The sequence below is a fragment of the Candidatus Nanopelagicales bacterium genome (assembly GCA_041393815.1).
Lineage (GTDB): Bacteria > Actinomycetota > Actinomycetes > S36-B12 > JAWKJK01 > JAWKJK01.
Genome location: JAWKJK010000002.1, coordinates 280363 through 307335 on the forward strand (window position 1 = coordinate 280363; position 26973 = coordinate 307335).

Consider the following 26973-nt stretch of genomic DNA (forward strand, 5'->3'; position numbering starts at 1 on the left):
GCCCGGCTCGACATGGGCGGGAGCCCGCCGGGGGCATCGTACGAGCGCCCCGGACCGGACGCGGGTCGGCGGGCCCGAACCCGCGCCGCGCGGCCGCCGCGGGCCCGGACGGACGACGGGAGCCGCACCCCCGGCCGGGGGTGCGGCTCCCGTGGTGCGCTCGGTCAGCCCGCGGCGGGCTGCTCCGCGGCCGGCGCGGCCGGGGGCGGCTCCGGGGCGGGCGGGGGCTCGGGAGCCGGCGGCTCGGGAGCCGGCGGCGGCTCCGGAGCGGCGGTGTCCCCGCCCCCGGACCCCCCGGACCCCCCGGACGACCCGCCGGACGAGCCGCCGGACCCCTCCGTGGGCTGCTGGGTCGGCTTCGGCGTGGGCTTCGGGGCCGGTGTCGACGGCGAGGACGGCGACGACGGCTCCTGCGACCCCCCGCCGCCGGACGACCCGGACGACTGCGACGCGTCGGGACTCGGCTTGTCCGTGGTCGCCGACTCCGACGGCTTCGGCTTGTCCGGCTTCTGCGTCTCCTCCGCGGCGGGCTTGTCCGGCGCCCGGGTGGGCGGGCCCTCGGGCACCGGACCCTGGTAGACGATCTCCTGGGCCCTGGGCGCCTTGCCGACCGTCAGCTCCGAGACGCCCCACGCGCGGGTCCCGGGCTGAGCCGCGGAGTCCTTCTTCCAGTCCGGCCACGGGATGTTCCACAGCCCGCCCCAGCCGTTGCGGTACTCCATGTCGGGCGCGCCCTTGTCCCCGACGAAGACCACCGGGTCGCCGTACAGGGCGGTGTCGTAGAACCAGCCGGCGTCGGTGTCGTTGACGTTGGTGCACCCGTGGGAGCCGGCGTAGACGCCCAGTCGGCCCAGCGCCCACGGCGCGGAGTGCAGGAACTCCCCGGAGGAGGTCAGCCGCAGCGCGTAGCGGGACGTGAGCCGGTAGTCCTCGGTGAAGTCACCGACGGCGTCGTTGGTGAAGATCTTGTTCGGCGTGCGCTCCATGATGATCTTGATGCCGCGACGCGTCTTCCAGCCGGACTTGCCGGTGGAGACCGCGACGTCGCGCACCTTCTCGCCGTCGACCTTGACGATCCCCATCTGGGTGTCCAGGTCGATCTTCGTCAGCTGGGACCGGCCGATCTTGAACGTCTGCGTCGCGGAGGCGACCCCGCGGTAGCCGACGCCGTCGATCACGCCGAGCCCGACCCCGCCGAGGGCGACGGTCACCTCGACGTTGGTCCGCGCGGGCCACCACTCCTTGGGCCGGAACGCGATCGTCGAGTCGTCCAGCCAGGACCAGGTGGCCACGCCGAGGTCCCGGCTCGCCGTGACGTACAGCCCGGCCTGGACCTGCTGCTTGAGCTCGTCGGGGATCTGCTGGTCGAACTCGACCACGATCGGCATGCCCACGCCGTAGGTCTCGGTCCGCCGCGGCAGGAGGTCGTCCAGGCCCACGTCGACGACCCGCTTCGCCGCGCTGATGTCGACGGGGACCGGAGCGGGGGCCGGCGGACCGGTGGGCTCGGGGGAGGCCGTCGGGTCCGACGTCGCGGGCGCGGTCGGCGCGTCGGACGCGCCGGCGCCCGAGCCGAAGCTGGCGAGCACCTCCGGGGCCGCCTTGGCCGAGGACACGACCGCGGGCGTGGAGTCGGCAGCGGCGGGGCTGCAGGCCGTCAGTCCCACCAGCGCGAGGGCCGTCAGGCCGATCGTCGCCCTCGTCCGAGGGACGTCGTCGTGGCCGGGCATGGCACTCCGTTCGTGGCGTCGGGGAAGCGCCCCCGACCCGCGTCGAGGGCGTGCACCACCGTCTACGGTAAGCGAGACCCCGCGCAGGATCACGTCAGCCCGCCGCCCAGCGCGCCGCCGCGGCGCCGCCCCGACCCACGCGAATGCTCGCCCGTGGGGGTTCCAGGACCGTCCCGCAACCCCCACCCGCGAGCACTCGCGAGGGGAATGCGAGCGCTCCTGCTCGGCACCGACCCGGTCCGGCCGCTGGCCCTGGCGGGCAGGGCGCTGGTCCTGGTCGGGGCATGGCTGACCAGCCGCGCAGAGCCTCCGCCCGGACTCGAACCGGGGACCGATCGCTTACAAGGCGAGCGCTCTGCCAACTGAGCTACGGAGGCGCGCGGCGACGGTACCGCAGCCTCCCGCCGCTGCCCGGCCGGGCGGCGCACGTCAGCCCGGCAGCAGGACTCAGCCCGGCAGCGTGACGAACTCGCGCGCGACGTCGTGGGCTGCGGCGGGGTGCCCGTCCACCAGCACCGCGGCGGCGGCCCGCGTGCCGTCCGCGGCGAAGTGCGAGGCCTCCCGTTCCCGCCAGCCCGCCAGCGGGCCCTCGACCGCCGGGCCGTCGCGGCGCACCACCCGGTCCGGCCGGACCTCCTCGGCAGCCTCGACCCAGCAGACCAGCACCGCGTGCTCCCGCAGGCCCGCCTGCGCGGCCCCGACCCCCTCCAGCACCACCACCGGGGCCGCGGGCGCCTCCCGCCAGGACCGGTAGGCACCGGCCGACCAGTCGTACACCGGGTGCCGACCCGGCAGCCCGTCGCGCCACGGCAGCAGCAGCCACGCGTGCAGCCGCTGCACCAGCGCCGTCCCGAGCGGCCCGTCCCACCCGTCGTAGACGTCGTCGAGGTGCACCACCGGGGCACCGCCGAGCGCCCCGGCCAGGCGCTGCGCGAACGTGGTCTTCCCCGACCCCGACGGCCCGTCGACCACGACCAGCCGGCAGTCGCCCAGCAGCGAGGAGGCGGCCCGGATGGCGGCGGCCAGGTCGGCGTACGGCACCACCCGGGCGTTGCCGGGGTCCCCGCTCACCGCACCGGCGCCGCGCCCGTGGACGCGCGGACCACGAGCTCGGGCCGGAACACGTACTCCGTGCGCGGGGTCGGGGATCCACCCATCTGGTCCACCAGCGCCTGCACGGCGGCATCGGCCATCGACGGCACCGCCTGCCGCACGGTCGTCAGCGGCGGGTCGGTGAACGCCACCAGCGGGCTGTCGTCGTAGCCGACCACGGACACGTCGTCGGGCACCGACAGCCCCGCGCCGCGGACCGCCCGCACCGCCCCCAGCGCCATCAGGTCCGAGCCGCACACCACGGCGGTCACGCCCCGGGCCAGCAGGGTCTGGGCCGCGGCCTGCCCGCCCTCGACCGAGAACAGCGAGCTGACGACCAGACCCCGCCCCTCGTCCTCGGCCACGCCGAGGTGGTCCTGCAGCGCGCGCAGGAACCCCTCCCGCTTGCGCACCACCGGGACGAACCGCTCGGGCCCCACCGCGAGTCCGATCCGGTGATGGCCGAGAGCGGCAAGGTGCCCCACCGCGAGGTCCATCGCGGCGGCGTCGTCGTCGGACACCGAGGGAGCGTCCACGTCCGCGGCGTGCCCGTTCACCAGCACGATCGGCAGGCCCTGGTCGACCAGGGCTCGGTAGCGGGCGTGGTCGGACGTCACGTCGGCGTGCTCGCCGGAGACGAACACGACGCCGGACACGCCCAGCTCCAGCAGCATGTCGACGTGGGCGTCCTCGGAGACCCCGCCGGGGGTCTGCGTGCACAGCAGGGGCGTGTAGCCGCTGTGGGCCAGCAGCGTCTGGATGACCTGGGCGAACTCCGGGAAGATCGGGTTCACCAGCTCCGGGACGACCAGCCCGACCAGCGGGCGGCCCCGCGGTCGCAGCCGGACGGGGCGGTCGTAGCCCAGGACGTCGACCGCCGTGAGCACCGCCCGGCGGGTCGCCGCCGAGACGCCCGGGCGGTCGTTGAGGACGCGCGAGACGGTCGCCTCCGAGACCCCCGCCGACGCCGCGATGTCGGCCAGCCGCGACCCCACCCGCGCCACGGTAACAGCGCGGCCGCAAGTCCTTGCACCGACTGACGGGTTCTTGCGAGGCCCTCCGGGCCGGCGCACGGACGGTTAGGGTCCGCTGCGTGGGCCTGCGCCTCATCGGCACCCCGGACGAGCCGGAGTTCCTGTTCCTGCCGTGGTCGACGCCGCTCGAGCAGTGGCCGGACGACACGGTGGTCGCGCTGCCCCGCGGCATCTCCCGGCACGTGGTGCGCTTCGTGCGCATCAACAAGGCGGTGTACGCGGTCAAGGAGGTCGAGCAGCCGCTGGCCGAGCGCGAGTACGCGCTGCTGTTCGAACTCGGTCGGCTGGACGTCCCGTGCGTGGAGCCGGTGGGCATCGTGACCGGCCGGGAGGACCGCGACGGCGAGCCGCTGGCGGCGGCGCTGGTGACGCGCCACCTGCGCTTCTCGCTGCCGTACCGGGCGCTGTTCTCCTCCACCCTGCGCGACGACACCGCCAACCGGCTGATGGACGCGCTCACCGTGCTGCTGGTCCGCCTGCACCTCGTCGGCTTCTCGTGGAACGACTGCTCCCTGTCCAACACGCTCTTCCTCCGCGACGCCGGCGCATTCGCCGCCTACCTGGTCGACGCGGAGACCGGCGAGCTGCACGACGCGCTGTCGGACGGCCAGCGGCGCTACGACCTGGAGACCGCGGCCACCAACGTGGCGGGGGAGCTGATGGACCTCGCGGCGGGCGGGCGCCTGCACGAGTCGATCGACCCGATCCAGGTCGGGGTCAGCCTGATGGCCCGGTACGACGCCCTGTGGTCGGAGCTCACCGAGCCGCTGAGCCTCACCGCCGGGGAGCGCTACCTGCTCGACGCCCGGATCCGCCGGCTGAACAGCCTCGGCTTCGACGTCGCCGAGCTGCAGGTCCACGGCGAGGAGGGCGGCGCCCGGGTGAGCGTGCGGCCCAAGGTCGTGGACGCCGGCCACCACTCCCGGCGGCTGCTGCGCCTCACGGGGCTCGACGTGCAGGAGAACCAGGCCCGCCGGCTGCTCAACGACCTGGACACCTTCCGGGCCGACGAGCACCCGGACGAGGACGAGGAGATCGTGGCGCACCTGTGGGTGACCCAGCGCTTCGAGCCGGTGGTCCGCTCGGTGCCCACCACGCTGCGCGGCAAGCTCGAGCCCGCGGAGGTGTTCCACGAGGTCCTGGAGCACCGGTGGTTCCTGTCCGAGCGTCAGGGCCGCGACGTCGGGCTCCTCGCCGGGGCACGCGACTACGTCGACACCGTGCTCGCGCACAAGCCGGACGAGCAGGCCGTGCTCGGGGCCCGCCCCGGCGTCAGCACCGAGGACACCGCGGAGCTGCGGATCGTCCTGCCGCCCGAGTGACCGGCCCGAGCTGAGGGAGACGGCGTGACCGAGCTGGTCGACGTGGGGTCGCTCGCGGCCGTGGTGGCCGAGGCGGCCGACCCGCTGGAGCGCGAGCTGGGCTCGCTGCTGGCGATCGCCGCGATCGCCGCCCTCGCCCCGCTGCTGGTGGGGCTGCTGCGGCTCAAGGTCGCCGAGGTGGTCGTCCTGATCGGGCTGGGCGTGGTGGCCGGACCGGAGCTGCTGGGCCTCATCGAGCCGGACGACGCGATCCTGCTGCTGAGCAACCTCGGCCTGGGCTTCCTGTTCTTCCTGGCCGGGTACGAGATCGACCAGGACGCCCTGAGGGGCGAGCCGGGCCGGCTGGGTCTGATCGGGTGGCTGGTCTCGTTCGGACTGGCCATCGTCGTGGTGGGAACGCTGGACCTGGTGGGCATCGCGCAGACGTTCGCGGCCACCGCGATCGCACTCAGCAGCACGGCGCTGGGGACGCTGCTGCCGGTGCTGCGCGACCAGGGGCAGGTGGGCACTCCGTTCGGCCGACTCTTCCTCGGCGCGGGGGCCTTCGGCGAGTTCGGGCCGGTACTCGCGATGTCGGTCCTCCTCGGTGCCCAGGGCAAGCTGGCCGCGATCATCAGCCTGGTCCTGTTCGGGCTGGTCGCCCTGCTGCTGTCGTGGGTGCCCGAGCGGATCCGCAACCGGCGGATCGAGGGGGTCATCACGCAGGGGGACGAGACGAGCAGCCAGACACCGGTCCGGCTGACCGTGCTGCTGCTGGTGGCCCTGCTCGCCCTGGCCGGCGGCTTCGGCCTGGACGTGGTCCTCGGCGCCTTCCTGGCCGGCATGATCTTCCGCCGCTACGCCCCGGACGGGCCGGAGGCGACGCTGCGGACCAAGATCGAGGCGCTGGCGTTCGGCTTCTTCATCCCGCTGTTCTTCGTCGTGTCCGGGGCGACCCTGGACATCCGCTCGATCATCGACAACCCGGTCCCGCTGGTGATCGCATTCGTGCTCCTGCTGCTGCTGCGCGGCGCTCCCCAGCTGCTGGTCTACCGGCGGGCGATCCCGGACCCGCTGCGCCGACTGCAGCTCTCGCTGCTCATCGCCACCGGGCTGCCGATCATCGTCGCTGTCACCTCGGTCGCCGTCGGCAGCGGGGCGATGACGAGCGGCAACGCCGCGGCCCTGGTCGGTGCGGGCGCGCTGACCGTGCTGGTGCTGCCGCTGGCGTCGGACGTGGTGGGTCGCCGGGCCGACGCGCGTCAGGCCCGCGCCGAGGCGACCGCGTAGAGCGCGATGCCGGCGGCGACGCCGGCGTTGAGCGACTCGGTGCTCGCCGTCATCGGGATCGACGCCCGCAGGTCGCACGTCTCGGCCACCAGCCGGGACAGCCCCGCTCCCTCGCTCCCGACGACGAGCACCAGCGGGCCGCGGGCCAGGTCCGGGTCGACGTCGGGCAGCGAGACGTCGCCGTCCGCGGCCAGGCCCACCACCATGCACCCGGCGCGCTGCAGGTCCTTCAGCGCCCGGGTGAGGTTCACGGCCCGCGCCACGGGGATCCGGGCCGCTGCACCCGCGGAGGTCTTCCACGCCGCGGCCGTGACGCCCGCCGCCCTCCGCTCCGGGACGACCACGCCGTGCGCGCCGAACGCGGCCGCCGACCGGACGACCGCGCCGAGGTTGCGCGGGTCGGTCACACCGTCGAGGGCCACCACCAGCAGCGGCTCGTCCGCCGCGGCCGCGCGGTCCAGCAGGTCGTGCGGGTCGGCGTACTGGTAGGGGGTCACTTTCAGCGCCAGGCCCTGGTGCACCCCGCCGCCGGTCATCCGGTCCAGCTCCGGCCGGGTCACCTCCAGCAGCGAGACACCCCGGTCGGCCGCCAGCCGCACCGCGTCGCGGACCCGGTCGTCGGTGTCGACGTACTGCTGCAGGTACAGCGCGGTCGCCGGGACCCCGCCGCGCAGCGCCTCCACCACCGGGTTGCGCCCCATCACCAGCTCGGCGCCGTCGCGCGCGGTCCGGGGACCCCGGGAGCCCGACCCGCGCGACGCGTTCGCGTGCTTCTCGGCAGCGCGCGCCCGACGCCGGGCCGGATGGCCCTCGCGGTCCTCCGCCTTGGGGGTCGGGCCCCTGCCCTCCAGACCCTTGCGCCGCTGCCCGCCGGAGCCCACGGTGGCACCCTTCTTGCTGCCGGCCTTGCGCATGGCGCCCTTGCGCTGCGAGTTGCCCGCCATCAGTGCTCCCCCTCCAGGGACCAGCGCGGCCCGGCCGGGGTGTCCTCGACCTGGACCCCGGCTGCCGTCAGCCCGTCGCGCAGCGCGTCCGCGGCGGCGAAGTCCTTGCGCGCCCGAGCGTCCGCGCGCTGCTGCAGCACCGTGCCGACGAGCGCATCGACCACGACCCGCAGCCGCTCAGCACCCCCGTCCGCGGACCCCGCCCACGGCGCGTCGGTCGGGTTGACGCCGAGCACGGAGGCCATCGCGCCCACGGCCCGCGCGGTGGCCGCGACCTCCTCGTCGTCGCCGCGGTCCAGCGCGGCGTTGCCGTGCCGCACCGCGTCGTGCAGGACTGCCAGCGCGCGCGGCACGCTCACGTCGTCGTCCATGGCCTCCGCGAACGCCGCGGGCACTGCGTCGGCCAGCGGGCCCTCGACCGGTCCGGCGGCGGCACGGCGCAGGAACGCCTCGATCCGGCGGTAACCCGCGGCCGACTCCTCCAGCGCCTCGAACGAGAACTCGATCATCGAGCGGTAGTGGGCGGCGACCAGGTAGTAGCGCAGCTCGACCGGCCGGACCCGCTTGACGATCTCGGTCACCAGCAGCGAGTTGCCCAGCGACTTGCTCATCTTCTCGCCCGCTGTCGTCACCCAGGCGTTGTGCAGCCAGTAGCGGGCGAACGGGTCCCCGGCGGCGTTGGACTGGGCGATCTCGTTCTCGTGGTGCGGGAAGACCAGGTCCAGGCCGCCGCCGTGGATGTCGAACGACGCCCCGAGGTACTTCGTCGCCATCGCCGAGCACTCCAGGTGCCAACCCGGGCGGCCCGCTCCCCACGGCGTCGGCCAGGCCGGCTCCCCCGGCCGCGCGGACTTCCACAGCGCGAAGTCGTGCGGGTCGCGCTTGCGGTCGGCGTGGTCGCTGTCCGCCGCCGCCTGCATGTCGTCGATGCGCTGGCCGGACAGGGCGCCGTACTCCGGCCACGAGCGCACGTCGAAGTACACGTCGCCGTCGGAGGGGTAGGCGTGCCCACGGTCGATCAGCCGCTGCATCAGCTCGACCATCTCCGGCACGTGGCCGGTGGCCCGCGGCTCCGCGGTCGGCGGCAGGCAGCCGAGCACCTCGTACGCCTCGGCGAACGCTCGCTCGTAGTGCGCGGCGACGGCCCACCACGGCCGGTCCTCGTGCACGGCGGTGTCGAGGATCTTGTCGTCGATGTCGGTGACGTTGCGGATGAACAGGACCCGGGTCCCCTGCGCCTCCAGCCAGCGCCGCAGCACGTCGAACGACACCCCGGAGCGGATGTGCCCGATGTGGGGGGCCGCCTGCACGGTCGCGCCGCACACGTAGACCGACACCTCGCCCGGTCGCAGCGGGACGAAGTCGCGGACCGCCCGGGTGGCGGTGTCATACAGGCGCAGGCTCACCCGCGGCAGCCTAGTGGGCACGCAGCCGCACCCCGCCCGCCCGCGGACCCGCGCCCGCGGGGACGGTCAGCCCCGGACGACCACCTTGTCCGGCGTGATGCGGACGACGACCCGCACGTTGTCGGTGCCGTCGTCGCCGGCGTAGCGGTCCACCCCGTGGTACTTGAGGTTGAGCCGGTCGATGAGCTCCCGGCCGCCCTCCTCGGTCAGGGAGGCCGTGCCCCGCACCTCGACGTACGAGTACGGCTGCTCTCGCGGAGAGACGAGGACGGTGGCGCGCGGGTCGCGGACCAGGTTGCGGTGCTTGCGCCTCCCGACGACGGTCGACACCAGCAGGTCGTCGCCGTCGCGCTCGACCCAGACCACGGACAGGTGCGGACGCCCGTCGGGCTCGACCGTGGCGATGGTCGCGAACTCGGGGGCGTCGATCCAGGCGCGCGCCTGGGGAGGCAGCTCGGTCGAGGAGGACAGCGTCGGCATGGGGTGACCGTACGGCCGCGGCCGGCGTCCCGCACCCCGGGGGGGGGGCGGCCTCAGGAGCGGGTGACCAGGGCCGTGGCGATCGCCGCCACGCCCTCGCCGCGCCCGGTCAGCCCGAGGCCGTCGGTCGTCGTCGCGCTCACCCGCACCGGGGCGCCGCAGGCCGTGGACAGCGCTTCCTCCGCCTCCTGGCGCCGGGGCCCCAGCCGGGGCCGGTTGCCGACGACCTGCACCGCGACGTTGCCGATGCGCCAACCGGCGGCCGCCAGCCGGGCCGCGGTCTCGGCCAGCAGCGCCGCGCCGGACGCGCCGGCCCAGCGGGGGTCGGCGGTGCCGAACTGCGACCCGAGGTCGCCCAGCCCGGCTGCGCTCAGCAGCGCGTCGCATGCCGCGTGCGCCGCGACGTCGGCGTCGGAGTGGCCGGCCAGGCCCGGCTCGCCCGGCCAGTGCAGGCCGGCCAGCCACAGCGGCCGGTCGGGGTCGAACGGGTGCACGTCGACGCCGATCCCGACCGCGATGGCCGCCGGCGCGGGCGACTGCGCGGACCCCGAGTGGGACGGCTGCTCAGGTGAGGGCACCGGCGGCCCTCCTGCGCGCCAGGACCGCCTCGGCCAGGACCAGGTCCAGCGGTCGGGTCACCTTGAAGGCCTCGGCGTGCCCGGGGACGACCCGTACCCGGACCCCCGTGCGCTCCACCAGGCCGGCGTCGTCGGTCGCCGGGTCGTCGCCGCCCGCGGCGGCGTGCGCGGCCTGCAGCACCGAGCGCCGGAACCCCTGCGGGGTCTGGATCGCGCGCAGCGCGGCGCGGTCCAGCGTCGCGACCACGTCGTCGTCGCCGTCGACCTGCTTGACGGTGTCCGCCACCGGGAGCCCCGGGACGACCGCGTCCTGCCCCGCCAGCACCGCCTGAGCGACCGCCTCCACCAGGCCCACCGGGACCAGCGGCCGGGCCGCGTCGTGCACCAGCACGACCTCGACGTCGGCCGGCAGGGCGAGCAGCGCGTGCGCCACGGAGTCCTGCCGGGTGGCCCCCCCGGGGACGACCTCCAGGTCCGCGCCGCCGACGTGGTCGTGGAGCAGCGACCGCACGTCGTCCTCGTCGCCCGGCGGGGCCGCGACGACCACCAGGTCCACCGACCGTGCCGCGGCCAGCGCACGGACGGCGAGCGCCAGCATCGGGGTGCCGGCCAGGGTGCGCAGGGCCTTGGGCGCCCCGGGTCCGAGCCGTAGCCCCAGACCGGCGGCGGGCACGACGGCGGCGACCCGCGGACCGGTCACGACCGGCCGTCCCGACCGGTGCGGCCGCGGTGCGGTGCGGCCGGGCGCAGGTCACCGGGCGTGGGGTGCTCGTCGGGCGCGGGCGCGTGCGCGGGGCGCACGCTGCGACGCAGGTCCGACCCGCCCGCCTGGCCGAGCGTCTGGCCCCCGGGCTGGGCGAAGACCAGCCGGCCGTTGGCCGTCATCAGCACGCTGCTGATCACCACCTCGAGGTCCTCACCGACCCGGTCGCGCGCCCCCTCGACCACCACCATCGTCCCGTCGTCGAGGTAGGCGACCGCCTGGCCCTGTTCCTTGCCCGGCTTGGTCAGGTGCACCGTGAGCAGGTCGCCGACCACCACCGGTGGGCGCAGCGACAGGGCCAGCCGGTGCATGTTGAGCACGCGCACGCCGGCCAGGGAGGCGACCTTCGCCAGGTTCGAGTCGAAGGTGAGCAGCGCCGCCGGGCGGTCCAGGCACATCCGGACCAGCTTGGCGTCCACCTCCGGGATCGCGAGCGCGCCGTCGGGGACCACCTCGAGGTCGACGGTGTCCTCCTTGCGCAGGGCCTCGAGCACGTCCAGCCCCCGGCGCCCCTTGGCGCGGCGCAGGTCGTCGGAGGAGTCCGCCAGGCCCTGCAGCTCGGCGAGCACGGGCTCGGGGACCAGGATCTGCCCGCCCTGGAAGCCGGCCCGGACGACGTCGAGGATGCGGCCGTCGATGGCGACCGAGGTGTCCAGGATGCGCGGCAGCCGGCCGATCCACGGCCCGCGGGAGGACAGGCCGGCCCGCGGCCCCACGGCCTCGAGCACCGCACCGCGCCGCCGGCGGCCGGCCTGGAACCCGAAGACGGCCGCGGCCACCACGACGAACAGGAACAGCGGGACGGCCAGCAGCGGCGTCATCAGCAAGAAGACCGGCCAGGTCACCAGCGTCGCCAGCGCGGCGCCGAGCAGCGCCCCGAAGCCGCCGGCGACGACCTGCTCGGCGGACAGCCCGTCCAGCGCCCGCTCGCCCCGGTCGAAGAACGTCATCAGCGAGCGCACCAGGACGCCGCCGAGGGAGAAGCCGAGACCGGCCCCCACGATCACGCCGATCCACAGCCCGTTGAACGGCCCGAGCAGGTTGGTGTCCTCGTCCGCGCCGAGGGCCTGCGCCACCTGCCAGCCGACGCCCGCGCCGAAGATGACGACGAGCAGCCGCAGCGCCTCCACGGTGGCGCTGGGCACGCGGGTCAGCCGCGGTCGCATCGAGCCTCCGCGACCGGCCGCGCCGCGACCCGTGCCGGGCTCAGCGCCCCGGAACGTGCGACACCCGGCCGCGGGCGCGGCCGGGTGTCGGAGTCGTGGTGCTCGGACACGGCACCGGTGGGGACGCCCCCGTCAGGAGGCGAGGACCTCGTCGAGGATCGCCTCCGCCTTGTCCTCGTTGGTGTTCTCGGCCAGGGCCAGCTCGCTGACCAGGATCTGGCGCGCCTTCGCCAGCATCCGCTTCTCCCCCGCCGACAGACCGCGCTCACGCTCGCGGCGCCACAGGTCGCGGACCACCTCGGCGACCTTGATCACGTCGCCGGAGGCCAGCTTCTCCAGGTTGGCCTTGTAGCGGCGCGACCAGTTGGTCGGCTCCTCGGTGTACGGCTGGCGCAGGACCTCGAACACCCGGTCCAGTCCCTCGGCGTTGACCACGTCGCGAACGCCGACGAGGTCGACGTTGTCCGCGGGCACGCGGACGGTCAGGTCACCTTGGGCGACGCGCAGGACGAGGTATTCCTTCTCGGTCCCCTTGATGGTCCGGATCTCGATCGACTCGATGAGAGCGGCCCCGTGATGGGGGTAGACGACCGTGTCGCCGACCTTGAACGTCATGCAGTTAGCCCCTTTCCCGGACTACCCAGGGTAGCACGGGAGATTGATCTTGGTCCCGGATCGGCCGAACCGCTGGACCGGACGGGACCGCCGCGGTGGCGACCGTCCCGGGCCCGGCGGATACTGGACCCATGGGCGCGCTCGAGCCGGACGACCTGCCGCCCGAGCTGCGGGACGTGGTGATCCCCGACGACGCCCGCGAGCTCGATCGGGACCGGCTTGCCTACTACCGCGAGCTCGCGGCGCGTGCCCGAGCCGACGCGCGACCCGGGTCGCCAGCCGCCCGGATCCGCCGGCTCCCCAAGCCTTTTGACCCGACCCGTTCCCCGCAGTTCCCGTCCGCGCCGGACGGGATGATCACGTCCCTGGCCATCGGCGTCGCCGTCATGGTGGCGCTGTTCGGGGCGCTGCTGCTGACCTTCAGCGTGAGCGGCGGCCCGCTGCCGCAGACGATGCCGCGGGCGACCGTGGACGTCCCGGTCGGCCAGCCCGGCGGGCTGCTGCCGGACGTCCCGGTCGTGGTCAACGGCCTGGACCGCTCGACGGCCGACGTCCGCCCCGCGGTGCTCGTGCTGTGGCCGGCAGAGGGGTGCGGCACCGGTTGTGAGGCCGCGCTCGCCGACGTCGGCCGCGCCGCCGCCGAGCAGCGTGTCCGGGTGGTTCTGGCCGGGACGCCCGAGCAGGGCGAGGACATGCGCGCGGCCGCCCGGCAGGTCCCGGGCAGCGCCACCTGGCTGACCGAGCCGACCGGGGCCCTGTCGGTGGTCGGCCCGAGCGGCCTGACCGTCGTGACCGTGCACGCCGACGGCGTCATCGGCGACGTGCTGCGCGACGTCGGCCCCGGGACGTCGTACGACGGCAGCTTCGACACGTTGAGCCTGCCGGGCGCCCCGGCGGCAGCCCCCGCCCGCTAGGCTCCCCGCGTCGTGGTCCCCGCCCCGCAGGAGCCAGCCGCCGTGAGCCGTACCGTCGTCCGCCGCACCGCCGCCGTCGCCCTCGCCCTCGCCCTCGTCCCCTCCCTGTCGGGCTGCTTCAACGGGTTCGAGGCGACCACGACGGTGCAGAACACGATGAACACCGGCAACGGCGTCCAGGCCCAGGTCGGTGACATCAAGATCGAGAACGCCACCCTCGTCCTGGGGCCGGAGGGCTCGACCAGCGCCACCCTGGTGATGCGCCTGGTCAACGCCGGCGACACCGAGGACGAGCTGGTCGAGGTCGACATCGCCGACAACCAGGCCTACATCACCGGTGGGACCGTGAAGGTCGCCCCCGGCGCCTCGGTCGGTTTCGGCTCGGAGGGCGGCCAGGCCTGGGTCAACGCGTACGACACCGAGCTGGCGGTCAGCACCTACGTCCCGGTATCGATCGTGATGGCCAACGCCGGCATCGCCGACATCAGCGTCCTGGTCGTTCCCGCCACCGGCTACTACGAGGGCATCCGACCGGTCCCGGCCGAGCCGGTCGCCTGACCCGACGCGGTGCGCAGGACTCGCGTCGCTCAGGCCTCGTACTTGTAGCCCAGTCCCCGCACGGTGACCAGGTGCACCGGGTTGCCCGGGTCGGGCTCGATCTTCCCGCGCAGACGCTTGACGTGGACGTCGAGCGTCTTGGTGTCGCCGACGTAGTCCGCGCCCCACACGCGGTCGATCAGCTGGCCGCGCGTGAGCACGCGGCCGGAGTTGCGCAGGAAGAGCTCGAGCAGCTCGAACTCCTTCAGCGGCATGGCCACCTCCTGCCCGCGCACCGTCACCGAGTGCCGCTCGACATCCATGCGCACCGGGCCGGCCTCGACCACGGCAGGGACGAGCTCGTCCGGCTCGCCGCCACGGCGCAGCACCGCGCGGATGCGTGCCACCAGCTCGCGGGAGGAGAACGGCTTGGTCACGTAGTCGTCGGCGCCCAGCTCCAGCCCGACGACCTTGTCGATCTCACCGTCCTTGGCGGTCACCATGATGATCGGGACGTTGGACTTCGACCGCAGGGTGCGACACACCTCGGTGCCGGGCACTCCGGGGAGCATCAGGTCCAGCAGCACCAGATCGGCCCCGTGCTGGTCGAACTCCTCGATGGCGCGGTGCCCGTCGGCGGCCACCGCCACCTGGTAACCCTCCTTGCGCAGCATGAACGCCAGGGCGTCGGAGAACGACTCCTCGTCCTCCACCACCAGCACTCGGGTCACTGTCAGCCTCCCTGCGGGACCAGCCGGTCCTCGGACTCGGGAACGGGTGCGGACGGCAGGCGCTCGGCGGCGATGACGGGCAGTCGGAGGGTGAACGTGGAACCGACCCCGACCTCCGACCACACCCGGCAGTCGCCACCGTGGTTGCGGCACACGTGCTTGACGATCGCCAGCCCCAGGCCGGTGCCCCCGGTATCGCGGGAGCGGGCCGGATCGACGCGGTAGAAGCGCTCGAAGACGCGGTCCAGGTCCGCCGGCGGGATGCCGATCCCCTGGTCCTTGACGTCGACCTCGACGAATCCGTCCGCGACACGGGCCGCGACCGCGACCCGGGTGCTGGCCGCCGAGTAGGTGATGGCGTTGACGACGAGGTTGCGCAGCGCGGTGACCAGCTGCGACTCGACCCCGTACACGACTAGACCGGTCTCGTCGCCGGTGAGCAGCTCGATGTCCTTGCCTGCCGCGAGGGTGCGGCACCCGTCGAGGGCGTCCGCCACGACCCGGTCGACCGGGACGGTGGCCGCGCGCCCCAGCGGGTCGTCGCCCTGTACGCGGGACAGATCGATGACGTCGTTCACCAGGTTCCCGAGCCGGATTGCCTCCGCCTGCATCCGGCCGGCGAAGCGACGGACGGCCTCGGGCTCGTCGGCCGCCGCCAGCACCGCCTCTGCGAGCAGCGCCAGCGCGCCCACCGGGGTCTTGAGCTCGTGACTGATGTTGGCCACGAAGTCCCGCCGGACCGCGTCGACCCGGCGCTCCTCGGACAGGTCGTCCACGAGCACGAGGATCCGCTGGTCGTCGAGGCTGGCGACCCGGATCCGGATCTCCACCCGCTCACGCAACAGCGGAGGGCGCCGGATCCACAGGTCCTGGTCGACGACCTCGTCGGTGCGCCGACAGCGGGCAACGGCTCGGCGGATCTCGCCCACGGAGATCCGCTCGTCGCGGACCAGCCCCAGGGCGGAGGCCCGGCCGGACGCCCACAGGACCTGGTCGTCGGGGCCGAGGACCAGCGATCCGCCGGGCAGGACCGCGAGGACGCGCACGACGTCCTCGGGCAGTTCGCGACCGGTGGGCACGGGTCGAGCATAGGCGCGCCCGGACCGACGACCGCACCTCACCAGGAGGCCTGCACCGCAACGTTGTCCGGCCGTTCACCGGGGTCACCGGGAGTTCATCGGTCGGTTGCCGTACGTTCACCGGGGCGGTCACCGACGTCACCGAGCCGACCTAGGGTGAGGCCGACATCAGGAGGGCCGATGCGGCAGCGCTACCACGACCAGCTCGACGCGATCAGCGAGGACCTGGTCCAGATGACCACCCTGGTCGGATCCGCGATGAACCACGCCACCCAGGCACTGCTGGACGGCGATCTGCAGCTTGCGGAGTCGGTGATCGACGCCGACGAACAGCTCGACGCACTCACCACGGTCGTCGAGGACAAGTGCTTCGACGTGACGGCCCTGCAGGCCCCCGTCGCCACCGACCTGCGGATGATCGTCGGGGCCCTGCGCATCGCTGCGTCACTCGAGCGGATGGGCGACCTGGCCGAGCACGTGGCAAAGCAGGCCCGGATGCGCTACCCCAAGCCGGCCGTCCCGCAGGAGCTACGGGCCACCTTCGCCCAGATGGGCGCGCTGGCCGAGGCCATCGTGTCCAAGACGGGGACGGTGCTGGCGACTCGGGACATCTCGCTGGCCGCAGACGTCGCCGCGCACGACAACGAGATGGACCGGCTGCACCGCGAGCTGTTCACGATCGTGCTGTCCCCGAGCTGGTCGCACGGGGTCGAGGCCGCCATCGACGTGACCCTGCTGTCCCGCTACTACGAGCGCTACGCGGACCACGCCGTCACCATCACCCGTCGCGTGGTGACCATGGTCACCGGGGAGCCCTACGCCTCCGTGGAGATCGAGTCCACCCCCTGAGCGACGCTGCCGTCCCCCTCACCTCGTCCCCCTCACCGGGACGGGGATCGACTGCGGGTGCCGCGCGGCGGGGAATGCGGGAGGATCTGCCCCTGTTGGCAGTCCCCGAGGCACCACAGCAGGTGCCCGTCCCGGTCCGGGAGGTGCTCGTGCGCGTCATCGGCGGTCACGGTGTGCTCCCGCGCCGGGTCGCCATGCTGTCGGTGCACACCTCCCCACTGGACCAGCCCGGTACGGGTGACGCGGGCGGGATGAACGTCTACGTCGTCGAGACCGCGACCCGCCTCGCAGCGGCCGGGGTCGAGGTCGAGGTGTTCACCCGAGCGGCCGCGTCGGACCTGCCGCCCACCGTGGAGCTCGCGCCCGGCGTCCTGGTGCGCCACCTGTCCGCCGGCCCCTTCCAGGGGCTGCGCAAGGAGGACCTGCCCGGCCAGCTGTGCGCCGTCACCTCGGGGCTGCTGCGCGCCGAGGCGGCCCGGCCGGAGGGCTGGTACGACCTGGTGCACTCCCACTACTGGCTGTCCGGCCAGGTGGGCTGGATCGCGTCGGAGCGCTGGGGCGTCCCGCTGGTCCACTCGATGCACACGATGGCGAAGGTGAAGAACCTGGACCTGGCCACCGGCGACGCACCGGAGCCCCCCGTGCGGGTCATCGGCGAGGAGCAGGTCGTCGCGGCCGCCGACCGCCTGGTGGCCAACACCGCCGACGAGGCGGGCCAGCTGGTGCGGCTGTACGGCGCCGACCCCGACCGGGTGGACGTCGTGCACCCGGGGGTCGATCTCGACGTGTTCACCCCCGGCGACCGGGTCGCGGCACGCTCCCGCCTCGGGCTGCGGCCCGACGCCCAGGTGCTGCTGTTCGTCGGCCGGATCCAGCCGCTGAAGGCCCCGGACGTCCTGATCCGGGCCACCGCGGACCTGCTCGCCCGGGAGCCGCGGCTGCGCGAGCGGCTTGTCGTCGTCGTGTGCGGCGGCCCCTCCGGCAGCGGGCTGGAGCGACCGCAGGCCCTGGTCGAGCTGGCCGAGTCGCTCGGGGTCTCCGAAGTGGTCCGGTTCGAGCCCCCGCAGACCCGCACCGGGCTGGCGCAGTGGTACCGCGCCGCCGACGTCGTGGTCGTGCCGTCGTACTCCGAGAGCTTCGGCCTGGTGGCCGTGGAGGCGCAGGCCTGCGGGACGCCGGTGGTGGCCGCCGCCGTGGGCGGGCTGGTGACCGCGGTCGCGGACGGCCGCTCCGGCGTCCTGGTCGACGGCCACGACCCGGCCGACTACGCCCGGGTCCTGGACCGGCTGCTGCACGACGGGCCCGAGCGACGCCGGCTTTCCCTGGGCGCGCGGGAGCACGCGGCGGCCTTCGGCTGGTCCGCGACCGCGGCCCGGACCCTGGACGTCTACGCCCACGCCCTCCGCGACCGGGCCGCGGCGCCGCTGCGTGAGCGGGCCGTCGCCGGGTTGTCGTGACCGGGACGCACGCGCAGCGCGAGGCCGCCGCGACGGTCGTCCGCGCGTACCTCGCCGAATCCGGCCTGGAGCACGAGGAGGCCGCTCCCGACTCGTTCGTCGTGGTGCTCCCCGGGGAGCGCAAACTCAAGACCACCACCTCGCTGGTGGTCGGCGACCACGCCCTGAGCATCAACGCGTTCGTGGCGCGGCACCCGGACGAGAACCACGCCGCAGTGCACCGCTGGCTGCTGGAGCGCAACCGGCGCACCTACGCCGTCGCGTTCGCGCTCGACCAGTTCGGCGACATCTACCTGGCCGGCCGGATGGCGCTTCCCGCGGTGACGCGGGACGAGCTCGACCGGGTCCTCGGCGCGGTGCTGGAGTACGCCGACGGCTCCTTCAACACGATCCTCGAGCTCGGGTTCGCGACGGCCATCAAGGCGGAGTGGGAGTGGCGTCGGTCCCGCGGGGAGTCCACGGACAACCTCGAGGCGTTCCGGCACATCGCCGAGCGACCCGAGGCCGAGTCCGGCGACTGACCGCTGCGGACCCGGGCGGCGACCGGTGCGCGGGTACGGCAGGATCTCGGGCATGAGCACCGCTTCCGCCCCGTACACCCTGATCCTGCTGCGCCACGGCCAGAGCGACTGGAACGCCAAGAACCTGTTCACCGGCTGGGTCGACGTCGACCTCACCGAGGCCGGTGAGGCCGAGGCCGTGCGCGGTGGCCGCCTGATGGCCGAGTCGGGGATCCTGCCCGACCTGCTGCACACCTCGGTGCTGCGGCGCGCCATCCGCACGGCGAACCTCGCCCTCGACTCGGCCGAGCGCGCGTGGATCCCCGTACAGCGCAGCTGGCGGCTCAACGAGCGCCACTACGGAGCGCTGCAGGGGAAGAACAAGAAGGAGACCCTGGAGGCGTACGGCGAGGAGCAGTTCATGCTCTGGCGGCGCTCGTACGACACCCCGCCGCCGCCGATCGACCCGGACAGCGAGTGGGCGCAGACGTACGACCCCCGCTATGCCGCGCTCCCGCCCGAGGTGGTCCCCCGCACCGAGTGCCTCAAGGACGTCGTGCACCGGATGCTGCCGTACTGGGAGGACGCGATCGTGCCCGACCTGCGCTCGGGGCGGACCGTCCTGGTGACCGCGCACGGCAACTCGCTGCGGGCGCTGGTCAAGCACCTCGACGGCATCTCCGACGCCGACATCGCGGCCCTCAACATCCCGACCGGCATCCCGCTGGTGTACCGGCTGGACGAGGCGCTGAAGCCCCTCACCCCCGGCGGGGAGTACCTCGACCCGGAGGCGGCGAAGGAGGCCGCGGCCGCGGTCGCCGCGCAGGGGCGGGGCTGACGGCGGTGGGCGCGGACCGGCACGGCCGGACCCACCGGCTGGAGCTGGCCGACGCGACCGTGCGCGAGTGGGACGCCACCGTGCTCGCGGTCGACCCCGAGCAGGGGCTGGTGCTGGACCGCTCGGCGTTCTACCCCGGCGGAGGCGGCCAGCCGCCGGACCACGGCGTGCTGCTGTGGGGCGGCGTGCAGACCCGCATCGACGGGGTCCGCCGCGGCGACGACCTGTGGCTGGTGCCGCGCGAGGGCGACCCGCTGCCGCCGGTCGGCACCGCGGTGCGCGGGGCGGTCGAGGACGACCGGCGGACCGCGCTGATGCGCACGCACTCCGGCCTGCACCTGCTGTCCGGGGTGGTGTTCCGCGACTTCGGCGCGCTGGTGACCGGGTCGAACATGGAACCGCTGGAGGGCCGGCTGGACTTCAACCTCGACACGGTCCCGGAGGGCTTCAAGACCGCGGTCGAGGAGGCGTGCAACGTCGAGGTCGACGCCGACCGCGGGATCGAGGCGTACGAACTGCCGCGCGAGGAGGCGTTCCGCATCCCCGACCTCATCCGGACCGCGACCAACCTGCTGCCGCCGGACATCGAGATCGTCCGGATCGTCGACATCGCCGGACTGGACGTGCAGGCCGACGGGGGCACGCACGTGGCGTCGACCCGGCAGATCGGCCGGATGCGCGTGGCCAAGGTGGAGAACAAGGGCCGGGGCTTCCGCCGGATCCGGATCGCGCTGGAGCGATAGGGGCTAGAGCGGGTCGCGCAGGTCGAGGACGTGGTCGACGAGGTCGACGCCGTACCAGCGGTCGGTCAGCCCGAGCCGGGTCATCCCCAGCTGGTCGCAGACGGCCAGCGACGGCGTGTTGCCGGCGTAGACCACGGCGCGCACCTCGGGCATCCCGCCGGCACGGGCCCGCAGCGCCATCGCCGCACCGGCTTCGCGGCCGTAGCCGCGCCCCCACACGGACGGGTGCAGGTGCCAGCCGATCTCGTACGCGCCGTCCTCGCCCCCGCCGTCGCTCGCGGGCAGGTCGAGCAGCAGCGCGGTGCCCAGCGGGCGGTCCGGGCCGCCGAACGGCACGACGGCGAACACGCCCAGCGTGCCGTCCGCCCTGTCCGCCCAGCGCACCAGCCGGCCGTGCACCTCGTCACGACCTCGGGGCGGCGAGGGGCGGGACCCCAGCCACCGGGACACCTCGCTATGGCGGTAGATCTCGTACGCCGCGTCGACGTCGCCCTCGTCATCCGGCCGCCAGGGGCGCAGCAGCAGCCGAGGGGTCACCTGGGCGTCGGGGAGGCGCGGCATCGGATGAGGTTATGCCGCGCCGGTAGCCGCGAGGAAGGCGTCATACGCGGTCTGGTCGAACAGCACGAACCGCACGGTGGTCACGGTGCTGTCCGGGTGGTCACGCTCCCAGTCCCGGACCGCGGCGACCGCGACGGGGGCCGCGTGCACCGGGTCCCAGCCGTATACGCCGCAGGAGATGGCCGGGAACGCCACCGACTCGGCGCCCAGCGCGTGGGCCTCCTCCAGGACCCGGCGATGGCAGGAGGCCAGCAGGTCCGCGCCGCCGTCGGGGTGCTCCCAGGCCCGCGGGCCGACGGTGTGCACCACCCAGCGGGCCGGCAGGTCCCCGGCCGTGGTGGCGACCGCGTCCCCGGTGGGCAGCCCGTCGGGGTAACGGTCCCGACGGGCCTCGCGACACGCGGCGAGGATCCGCGGGCCACCGCGCCGGTGGATCGCCCCGTCGACGCCGCCGCCGCCGAGCAGGCCGGCGTTCGCCGCGTTGACGACGACGTCGACGCGCTGCTCGGTGATGTCCCCGAGGACGGCCTCCACCCGCACCCGCCCAGGATGGCTCACCCGGTGGTCGGGGCGACCGCGCTCCACGGGACCGTGACCTCGCCGAGACGCCACCGGGCCGGACCGTCGCGGACCGGGACACCGTCGGACGCGAGCGACCGGACCGTCGCGACCCAGCGCTGGCGGGCGCCGAAGGCGGCGTACGGGGCGGCCGCGGCCCAGGCCCGATCCAGCCGGCGGAGCAGGTCGTGCACACCCTCGCCGGGGACGTTGCGGTGGATCAGCGCCTTGGGCAGCCGCTCGGCCAGGTCCCCGGGACGGGCCAGCGAGCCCAGGTGGGCGGCCAGCGTGAGGGTCTCCGGGACCGGCGTCGCGTCGCGCTCGCGGGCCGAACCGGCGCGCACCGTGACCCAGCTGGCCCGTCGCCCGACCTCGTCGCAGGTGCCCTCGACGAGCTGGCCGCCCGGGGCGAGCCGGTCGACCATCGTCCGCCAGGCACCGGGCACGGCGTCCTCGGGGTACTGGCGCAGCACGTTGAACGCGCGGACCACCACCGGCCGCGCATCGTCGGGCAGCGGCAGCTCGAAGCCACCGAGCCGGAAGGTCAGCCGCGGCCCCTCCCAGCGGCCCGCGGCCTGCACCCGGTCCGGGTCGATCTCGATGCCCACGACCTCCACGTCGGGGCGCACCGCGCGCAGCCGGTGGGCGAGCTCCGCGGTGGTCACCGGCTCGGCGCCGTAGCCGAGGTCCACCACGACGGGGCGGGGGGCGTCGCGCAGCACCGGTCCGGCTGCGCGGACCAGCCAGCGGTCGACCCGGCGCAGCCGATTGGGATGGGTGGTGCCGCGAGTGACGGTGCCCTGCGGGCGGGGCGCCCGCGCGGGCTGCGTCACCACGGCAGCCCTACCCCCGGCGGTGTCACCAGCGACGCTGGGTGATGTCCACGATCCGCGGACGGATGTCGAACAGGTACACCAGCGACACGACCAGGCCGGCGATGCCGACCAGGCCCAGCGGGGACAGCACGACGGCGGTGAGCGCGGCGATGCCGGTGAGCACCAGCCACAGCGTCTTGCTCTGCCGGCCGACGGCCGGGAACGCGTCCGACCGGCGCCGGGCGCAGTCGACGAAGGCCCAGACCTTGAGCAGGAGGAACAGCACCCACAGGGCCGTCATGACCAGGTTCTGGGTCAGGTCGAAGAGCACCCGACCACGGTACGCGAACCCCGCCCACCCCGCCTCCGCCCATTCCCCCGACGTCACGCGTCCACTGACGCCGAGTGCCGGGTTGTGGCCGCCGCAGAACCCTGGCGCACGGCCACAACCCGGCACTCGCGAAGCGGTCGGAGGATGCGGGTGAGACACGTCCGGGGGGCCGCACCGTTCTGCACGGTGCGACCCCCCGGGGTCGTTCGGTCCGGCGCCGCGCTACCGCGGCCGGGGACCGATCACTGCTGTCGGGTCACAGACCCAGCGCCTCGCGGACCAGGACGACGGCCTTGGAGACCGACTCGCGCACGTCGGCGACGGCCTTCTCGACCCAGTCCTGCGCGTCCTTGGAGTAGCCCTCGACCTTGGCCTGGACGTCCTTGGAGTAGCCCTCGACCTTGGCCTGGGCGTCCTTGCCGAGCTCCTTGGCCTTCTCCGGGGCGTCGTGCACCCGGCTGCGCAGCTCCTCGGCGGTGGGGACGTCCACCTTGGGCAGCTCGACCTTCGGCAGCTTCACCTCGGGCAGCTCGACCTTCGGCAGCTTCACCTCGGGCAGCTCGACCTTCGGCAGCTTCACCTCGGGCAGCTTGACCTCGGGCAGCTTCAGCTCGGGCAGCTCGACCGCGCTGAGGCGGGCGCGCAGGCCGGAGACGGGAGCGGTCGCGCGGGTGGCGGCCTTGGTGGCGGGGGCCTTGGTCGCGGCCTTGCGGGCCGGGGCCTTCTTGGCGGTGGTCTTGCGCGCGGTGGTCTTCTTGGCCGCGGTCCGGGTGGTGGCCTTGCGGGCCGGGGCCTTCTTCGCGGCGGTCTTGCGCGCGGTGGTCTTCTTGGCGGTGGTCCGGGTGGTGCCGGTCACCGGGGTCTCGGTGCTCGGGGTGCTCATGCGGTGCTGTCCTCTCGTCGGGGCCCCGGACGATCGGTCCGGCGGCCGGTCGCGGGCTCGTCGCCCGCGGAGGGTGCCGCGGCAACCTGGTCGGTCGCCCGGGTGCCACCGGGCTCGGGTGAGCCCGGTGTGGGGGTCTGCGCGGTGGCGGAGGCCCGGTTCTCGGCCTGGAAGGCCGCGTAGATCTCCAGCAGCGTGCGCCGCTGCCGCTCGGTGAGCGTGGGGTCTGACGTGAGGGCCGCCACCACCGTGACGTCGCCCTCGCGCTCCTCGAGGATCCCGGCTCGGATGTAGAGCGTCTCCGCCGAGATGCGCAGCCCCGCGGCGATCCGGTTGAGGATCTCCGCCGAGGGCCGGCGCAGGCCCCGCTCGACCTGGCTGAGGTACGGGTTGGAGATGTCCGCCGCCTTGGCCAGCTGGCGCAGTGACATCTGCGCCTGGTCGCGCTGCTCGCGGATGTACTCCCCGAGCCCGCTCACATCGATCCGTGCCACGCCCCCAGTGTCCCCCATGTGCTTGCTATTGCAAACATACGGCTAGCACTTCGGGGGTGACGCTTCTCACGATCACCCGAGAGGATGACCCCAAGTCAGCAAGCACCCGCGGAGAGTCACGCCCGATCACGGGAGAACGGACAGGGCGGGGGCACCCACCACGGCCCCGACCGGCTGCCCGCCCCCGGTCAGCACCAGCTCGGCCTGCTCGTCCACGACCGGCGCGCCGACCCCCAGGGTGCGCAGCAGGGTGGCCATCACCACCGGACGGGCCCGGGCACCCCCGTCGTCCACCTTCACCGCGACCGTCGTCCGGTCCGGCAGCGCCACGGCGTAGACCGCCTCGGCGCCCTCCTTCGCCAGCAGCCCGGGGACCCCGACCATCAGGGCGGTGGCGTCCCGACGGGTGCCGGCCGCCCACTGCGGGTAGCCGAGCATCGCGTCCGCAACCCGGCGCTCGGGCGTGCCTGGCTCCCCCACGGCCACCGAGCGGAAGGCGCGTGCGAGGCCGGTCAGCGAGACGGCCAGCACCGGGGCGCCGCACCCGTCCACCCCGACGGCGGCGACCGACTCGCCCGCGGCACGGGCGATCTCCGCGGCGATCGCCTGCTGCAGCGGGTGGTCCGGGTGCCGGTAGGTGCCCACGTCCCACCCGTTGCGCACGCAGGTGGCCAGCATCGCCGCGTGCTTGCCGGAGCAGTTCATCACCAGCGGGTCCGGGGGCAGCCCCTCCCGCACGCGCTCGTCGCGCTCCTGCGGGTCGAAGGGCATCTCGGGCGGCGTCTGCAGCGCGTCCGGCCCCAGCCCGGCGTCGGCCAGGATCTGCAGGACGCCGAGCAGGTGGAACGACTCCCCGCTGTGGGAGGCGGCCGCCAGCGCCAGCAGCGGACCGTCGAGGTCCAGACCGAGGCGGAGCATCGCGACCGCCTGGACCGGCTTGACGGCCGACCGGGGGAAGATCGGCCGGTCCGGATCGCCCCACGAGGCGCGCACCCGCCCCTGCGGGTCGAGCACCACCGCGCTGCCGCGGTGCACCCCCTCGACGAACCCCGAGCGCCGGACCTCGGCGAGGACGGCCGACCCCGGCCTGCCGGACGTCACCTAGCCCTCGGACCCGCGGTCCAGCAGCGCCTCGACCGACGCGTCCCCGTCGCGGTAGCGCCGGCCCACCTCCACCGCCAGCAGGTCGCCCACGCGGTGCACCTCGTGGCGCACCTCGGACACCTCCGACTCCAACGCGCGCAGCCGGACCAGGTCCGCTCCGAGCTCCTCGGAGGACCGGCGCGCCGGGTCGGACAGCGCCGGGTCGGACCAGGCCCGCTCCACCCGGCGTCGACTCTCCCCGACCCGCGAGGGCTCCGCGGTCAGATGCCGCCCCGACCCGTGCGGAGGGGCGATCGGCTCGGCCAGGGCCGCGACCAGCCGGGCCACCAGAGCCTCGTCGCCGGGCTGCGCCCCGCGGGCCGATGTCGCCACATGGTGGCGGCCCTCGGAGGGGGGAGTACCGCCGGCCCGTCCGCGCAGCTCGGCGTCCAGCAGGTCGATGCGTCCCTGCAGCAGGCGGCGCAGGTACGACAGGTCCGCCTCCTCCTGGTCCACCTCCGCCCGCCGGGCCCGCAGCTCGTCCAGCGGCAGGGCGGACAGATCCGCGACGAACGCGGGCGCGAGCACCCGGTCGATGCGCCGGCGGCCGCCGGGGACGGGACGGGTCATGCGCGGCATGATTCCACGTCGCGACGCGTTCTCACGGGGGAGTGCGGTCCCGGCCCGGTGTCGCCGTCGTCCGGTCGGCCCCCCATATGCGTACCGCGAGACCGATGCCACGTCGGGCGGTGTTGCGTACGCTCGCGGGAGGGCCGAGACGGCTCGCGGGGGCGGACGGGAGGGGAGGGCTGATGTCCGACGACGGCGCGCAGGACCACGGCGTCGGCTCCCTCCTGCACCGGTCCGCCGAGCACCGACTCACCGGAAGCCTCGTCCTGCACGGGCCCGAGGGCCTCACGGCGCACGTGTGGATGCGCGAGGGGCAGGTCTACGCGGTCCAGGTCCCCGGCCGGCGCCCCATGCTGGGCGTCCGACTGATGTCGGCGGGGATCATCGGCCCGGACGCGCTGGCGGAGGCGCTGGAGGTCCAGCGCACCCAGCTGCCCGGCTGGCGGGTCGGGGAGCTGCTGGTCCACCTCGGCTTCGTCGACCGGTCGGTGGTCGACGGGTTCGTGCTGGACCAGATCCGCGACCAGATCGCCGACCTGCTGCAGTGGCAGGTCTCCGGCGCCGAGGAGCACCCGGGCGACGAGACCCGGGAGGACGTCGCGCCCCCGGTCGACGTCGACGAGCTGGTCGACGCGGCCCGCGTCCGCGACGAGCGCTGGCAGAGCGTCATCGCCGCGTTCGGCGGCCCCGCCGCGGTGCCGCGGCTGTCCACCGGCAGCACGTTCGACGCCGACGTCGTGCTGGGACCGCACGACTGGGCGCTGCTGTGCAAGGTCGACGGCCGCCGGTCGCTGGCGACGCTGGCCGAGGAGTGCGGGTTCACCGTGCACGAAGCCGGCCAGATGCTGCAGGCGCTGGCCGACTCCGGCCTGGTCGAGGTCGACCGGGTCGAGGTCGACCGGGTCGAGGTCGACCGGGTCGCGCCGCCGACCCGCCCCGAGGCCGCCGCCGAGCTCCCGCCCGAGCCGGCACCGACCGCACCGGCGGCACCGGCGCAGCAGGCCCGACCGGAACCTCCCGCCGCGGCGGAGCCGCCGGACGAGCGGCTGGTCGAGCCGCCGGCCCAGCCGCCCGCACCCCCGCCCGCCCCGGCTGCCGAGCCACCGGCACCCGTCGAGCCACCGGCACCCGTCGAGCCGCCGGGATCCCTCGAGCCTCCGGGATCCCTCGAGCCGCCGGTACTGCCCGAGCCGGCACCCGCGCCCGAGCCGACGGCTCCGCCGCTGGCACCCGCCGCCGCGTACGACCCCGACGCTGCGCACGAGGCCTCCTCGCTGCTCACGGCGATGGTGCAGGAGGGCCCGCTGGCCGCCGAGCACCCGCAGGTCCCGCCCGCGCAGCCCGCGGCCGCCGCGGCGGACGCGGCCGCCCCGCCGCCCCCGCCGCCGGTGCCCACACCGCCCCCTGCGGCCCCGCTGGACCCCGCCGACGCGGCCGCGCTGCTGCGCGAGCTGTCCAGCCTCAGCGACGCGGACGAGGCACTGCCGAACGCGCCCCGGCCCGCCCCGCCTCGCCCGACACCGCCACCGGAGCCGCACAAGAAGAAGAAGCGCGGCTTCTTCGGCCACTGA

The 26973-nt window shown here is 74.7% G+C and carries 30 protein-coding genes and 1 tRNA gene; 10 read left to right on the forward strand and 21 right to left on the reverse strand.

What is annotated here, in order from left to right; genetic code table 11:
• Positions 1-164: 164 nt before the first annotated feature.
• The 4 genes from R2737_06790 to R2737_06805 all read right to left on the reverse strand — a co-directional run bounded on the left by R2737_06790 (position 165) and on the right by R2737_06805 (position 3817).
• The gene (locus R2737_06790) at positions 165-1730 is read right to left on the reverse strand and encodes an Ig-like domain-containing protein (protein MEZ5115957.1); all 1566 of its coding nucleotides are present in this window, start codon (positions 1728-1730) and stop codon (positions 165-167) included.
• Between the two features lie 304 nt (positions 1731-2034).
• A tRNA-Thr gene (locus R2737_06795) sits at positions 2035-2107 on the reverse strand.
• A 70-nt stretch (positions 2108-2177) separates the two neighbouring features.
• The gene (locus R2737_06800) at positions 2178-2801 is read right to left on the reverse strand and encodes a hypothetical protein (protein ID MEZ5115958.1); all 624 of its coding nucleotides are present in this window, start codon (positions 2799-2801) and stop codon (positions 2178-2180) included.
• Complete coding sequence (locus tag R2737_06805) at positions 2798-3817, reverse strand: LacI family DNA-binding transcriptional regulator (protein ID MEZ5115959.1); 1020 nt, start codon at positions 3815-3817, stop codon at positions 2798-2800. Before R2737_06805 ends, R2737_06800 begins: the two co-directional genes overlap by 4 nt.
• A gap of 98 nt (positions 3818-3915) precedes the next feature.
• Here R2737_06805 and R2737_06810 point away from each other — a divergent pair, with 98 nt between their 5' ends.
• Both R2737_06810 and R2737_06815 read left to right on the forward strand, forming a co-directional pair.
• Positions 3916-5178, forward strand: a complete 1263-nt coding sequence (locus R2737_06810) for a DUF4032 domain-containing protein (protein MEZ5115960.1) — start codon at positions 3916-3918, stop codon at positions 5176-5178.
• Between the two features lie 24 nt (positions 5179-5202).
• A complete protein-coding gene (locus R2737_06815) occupies positions 5203-6447 on the forward strand; it encodes a cation:proton antiporter (protein ID MEZ5115961.1) in 1245 nt (414 codons plus the stop codon).
• Here R2737_06815 and rlmB read toward each other — a convergent pair.
• The 7 genes from rlmB to R2737_06850 form a co-directional block, all read right to left on the reverse strand.
• A complete protein-coding gene (gene rlmB / locus R2737_06820; protein ID MEZ5115962.1) occupies positions 6420-7391 on the reverse strand; it encodes a 23S rRNA (guanosine(2251)-2'-O)-methyltransferase RlmB in 972 nt (323 codons plus the stop codon). The two genes, R2737_06815 and rlmB, sit on opposite strands and share 28 nt — an antisense overlap.
• The gene (gene cysS / locus R2737_06825) at positions 7391-8797 is read right to left on the reverse strand and encodes a cysteine--tRNA ligase (GenBank protein ID MEZ5115963.1); all 1407 of its coding nucleotides are present in this window, start codon (positions 8795-8797) and stop codon (positions 7391-7393) included. The genes rlmB and cysS overlap by 1 nt, the downstream gene beginning before the upstream one ends.
• Before the next feature lie 66 nt (positions 8798-8863).
• Entirely contained in the window at positions 8864-9277 is a 414-nt protein-coding gene (locus tag R2737_06830) for a PPOX class F420-dependent oxidoreductase (GenBank protein MEZ5115964.1), read from the reverse strand.
• 53 nt (positions 9278-9330) lie between these two features.
• Positions 9331-9855, reverse strand: coding sequence for a 2-C-methyl-D-erythritol 2,4-cyclodiphosphate synthase (gene ispF / locus R2737_06835; protein MEZ5115965.1), 525 nt, complete (start codon positions 9853-9855; stop codon positions 9331-9333).
• Positions 9842-10555, reverse strand: a complete 714-nt coding sequence (ispD, locus tag R2737_06840; protein MEZ5115966.1) for a 2-C-methyl-D-erythritol 4-phosphate cytidylyltransferase — start codon at positions 10553-10555, stop codon at positions 9842-9844. Before ispD ends, ispF begins: the two co-directional genes overlap by 14 nt.
• Positions 10552-11784 (reverse strand): TRAM domain-containing protein, encoded by a 1233-nt coding sequence (locus tag R2737_06845; GenBank protein MEZ5115967.1) that lies wholly within the window; start codon positions 11782-11784, stop codon positions 10552-10554. The genes ispD and R2737_06845 overlap by 4 nt, the downstream gene beginning before the upstream one ends.
• A gap of 132 nt (positions 11785-11916) precedes the next feature.
• Positions 11917-12399, reverse strand: coding sequence for a CarD family transcriptional regulator (locus tag R2737_06850; protein ID MEZ5115968.1), 483 nt, complete (start codon positions 12397-12399; stop codon positions 11917-11919).
• A gap of 131 nt (positions 12400-12530) precedes the next feature.
• Between R2737_06850 and R2737_06855 the strand changes: the two genes are divergently transcribed.
• Positions 12531-13313 carry a hypothetical protein gene (locus tag R2737_06855; protein ID MEZ5115969.1) on the forward strand — a complete coding sequence of 261 codons (783 nt, stop codon included), beginning with the start codon at positions 12531-12533 and terminating at the stop codon, positions 13311-13313.
• 42 nt (positions 13314-13355) lie between these two features.
• Positions 13356-13871 carry a hypothetical protein gene (locus R2737_06860; GenBank protein MEZ5115970.1) on the forward strand — a complete coding sequence of 172 codons (516 nt, stop codon included), beginning with the start codon at positions 13356-13358 and terminating at the stop codon, positions 13869-13871.
• A gap of 29 nt (positions 13872-13900) precedes the next feature.
• Here the strand turns inward: R2737_06860 and R2737_06865 are convergent, their stop codons facing one another.
• Both R2737_06865 and R2737_06870 read right to left on the reverse strand, forming a co-directional pair.
• The gene (locus R2737_06865; protein ID MEZ5115971.1) at positions 13901-14581 is read right to left on the reverse strand and encodes a response regulator transcription factor; all 681 of its coding nucleotides are present in this window, start codon (positions 14579-14581) and stop codon (positions 13901-13903) included.
• Positions 14582-14583: 2 nt separating this feature from the next.
• Positions 14584-15660, reverse strand: coding sequence for an ATP-binding protein (locus R2737_06870; protein ID MEZ5115972.1), 1077 nt, complete (start codon positions 15658-15660; stop codon positions 14584-14586).
• Positions 15661-15840: 180 nt separating this feature from the next.
• On the opposite strand from R2737_06870, the gene phoU reads away from it, so the two are divergent.
• From phoU to R2737_06895, 5 genes are all read left to right on the forward strand, one after another.
• Positions 15841-16509 (forward strand): phosphate signaling complex protein PhoU, encoded by a 669-nt coding sequence (gene phoU, locus R2737_06875; protein MEZ5115973.1) that lies wholly within the window; start codon positions 15841-15843, stop codon positions 16507-16509.
• Between the two features lie 95 nt (positions 16510-16604).
• On the forward strand, positions 16605-17966 hold the full coding sequence (gene mshA / locus R2737_06880) for a D-inositol-3-phosphate glycosyltransferase (GenBank protein MEZ5115974.1): 1362 nt from the start codon (positions 16605-16607) through the stop codon (positions 17964-17966).
• Positions 17963-18487, forward strand: coding sequence for a YbjN domain-containing protein (locus tag R2737_06885; protein MEZ5115975.1), 525 nt, complete (start codon positions 17963-17965; stop codon positions 18485-18487). Before mshA ends, R2737_06885 begins: the two co-directional genes overlap by 4 nt.
• 52 nt (positions 18488-18539) lie before the next feature.
• The gene (locus R2737_06890) at positions 18540-19304 is read left to right on the forward strand and encodes a phosphoglyceromutase (GenBank protein MEZ5115976.1); all 765 of its coding nucleotides are present in this window, start codon (positions 18540-18542) and stop codon (positions 19302-19304) included.
• Between the two features lie 5 nt (positions 19305-19309).
• Positions 19310-20047, forward strand: coding sequence for an alanyl-tRNA editing protein (locus R2737_06895; protein ID MEZ5115977.1), 738 nt, complete (start codon positions 19310-19312; stop codon positions 20045-20047).
• A 3-nt stretch (positions 20048-20050) separates the two neighbouring features.
• Here the strand turns inward: R2737_06895 and R2737_06900 are convergent, their stop codons facing one another.
• The 8 genes from R2737_06900 to R2737_06935 all read right to left on the reverse strand — a co-directional run bounded on the left by R2737_06900 (position 20051) and on the right by R2737_06935 (position 25402).
• Positions 20051-20608 carry a GNAT family N-acetyltransferase gene (locus R2737_06900; protein MEZ5115978.1) on the reverse strand — a complete coding sequence of 186 codons (558 nt, stop codon included), beginning with the start codon at positions 20606-20608 and terminating at the stop codon, positions 20051-20053.
• A gap of 9 nt (positions 20609-20617) precedes the next feature.
• Positions 20618-21148, reverse strand: a complete 531-nt coding sequence (locus tag R2737_06905; protein MEZ5115979.1) for an O-acetyl-ADP-ribose deacetylase — start codon at positions 21146-21148, stop codon at positions 20618-20620.
• A 14-nt stretch (positions 21149-21162) separates the two neighbouring features.
• Positions 21163-21999, reverse strand: coding sequence for a class I SAM-dependent methyltransferase (locus tag R2737_06910; GenBank protein MEZ5115980.1), 837 nt, complete (start codon positions 21997-21999; stop codon positions 21163-21165).
• Between the two features lie 25 nt (positions 22000-22024).
• Positions 22025-22312 carry a DUF2516 family protein gene (locus tag R2737_06915; protein ID MEZ5115981.1) on the reverse strand — a complete coding sequence of 96 codons (288 nt, stop codon included), beginning with the start codon at positions 22310-22312 and terminating at the stop codon, positions 22025-22027.
• A 256-nt stretch (positions 22313-22568) separates the two neighbouring features.
• Positions 22569-23195, reverse strand: a complete 627-nt coding sequence (locus R2737_06920) for a hypothetical protein (protein MEZ5115982.1) — start codon at positions 23193-23195, stop codon at positions 22569-22571.
• Complete coding sequence (locus tag R2737_06925) at positions 23192-23689, reverse strand: helix-turn-helix transcriptional regulator (protein ID MEZ5115983.1); 498 nt, start codon at positions 23687-23689, stop codon at positions 23192-23194. The genes R2737_06920 and R2737_06925 overlap by 4 nt, the downstream gene beginning before the upstream one ends.
• 126 nt (positions 23690-23815) lie before the next feature.
• Positions 23816-24790, reverse strand: coding sequence for an asparaginase (locus R2737_06930; protein ID MEZ5115984.1), 975 nt, complete (start codon positions 24788-24790; stop codon positions 23816-23818).
• Positions 24791-25402: an aerial mycelium formation protein gene (locus R2737_06935; GenBank protein MEZ5115985.1), complete on the reverse strand. Its 612-nt coding sequence runs from the start codon at positions 25400-25402 to the stop codon at positions 24791-24793.
• A 182-nt stretch (positions 25403-25584) separates the two neighbouring features.
• Between R2737_06935 and R2737_06940 the strand changes: the two genes are divergently transcribed.
• Entirely contained in the window at positions 25585-26973 is a 1389-nt protein-coding gene (locus R2737_06940; protein MEZ5115986.1) for a hypothetical protein, read from the forward strand.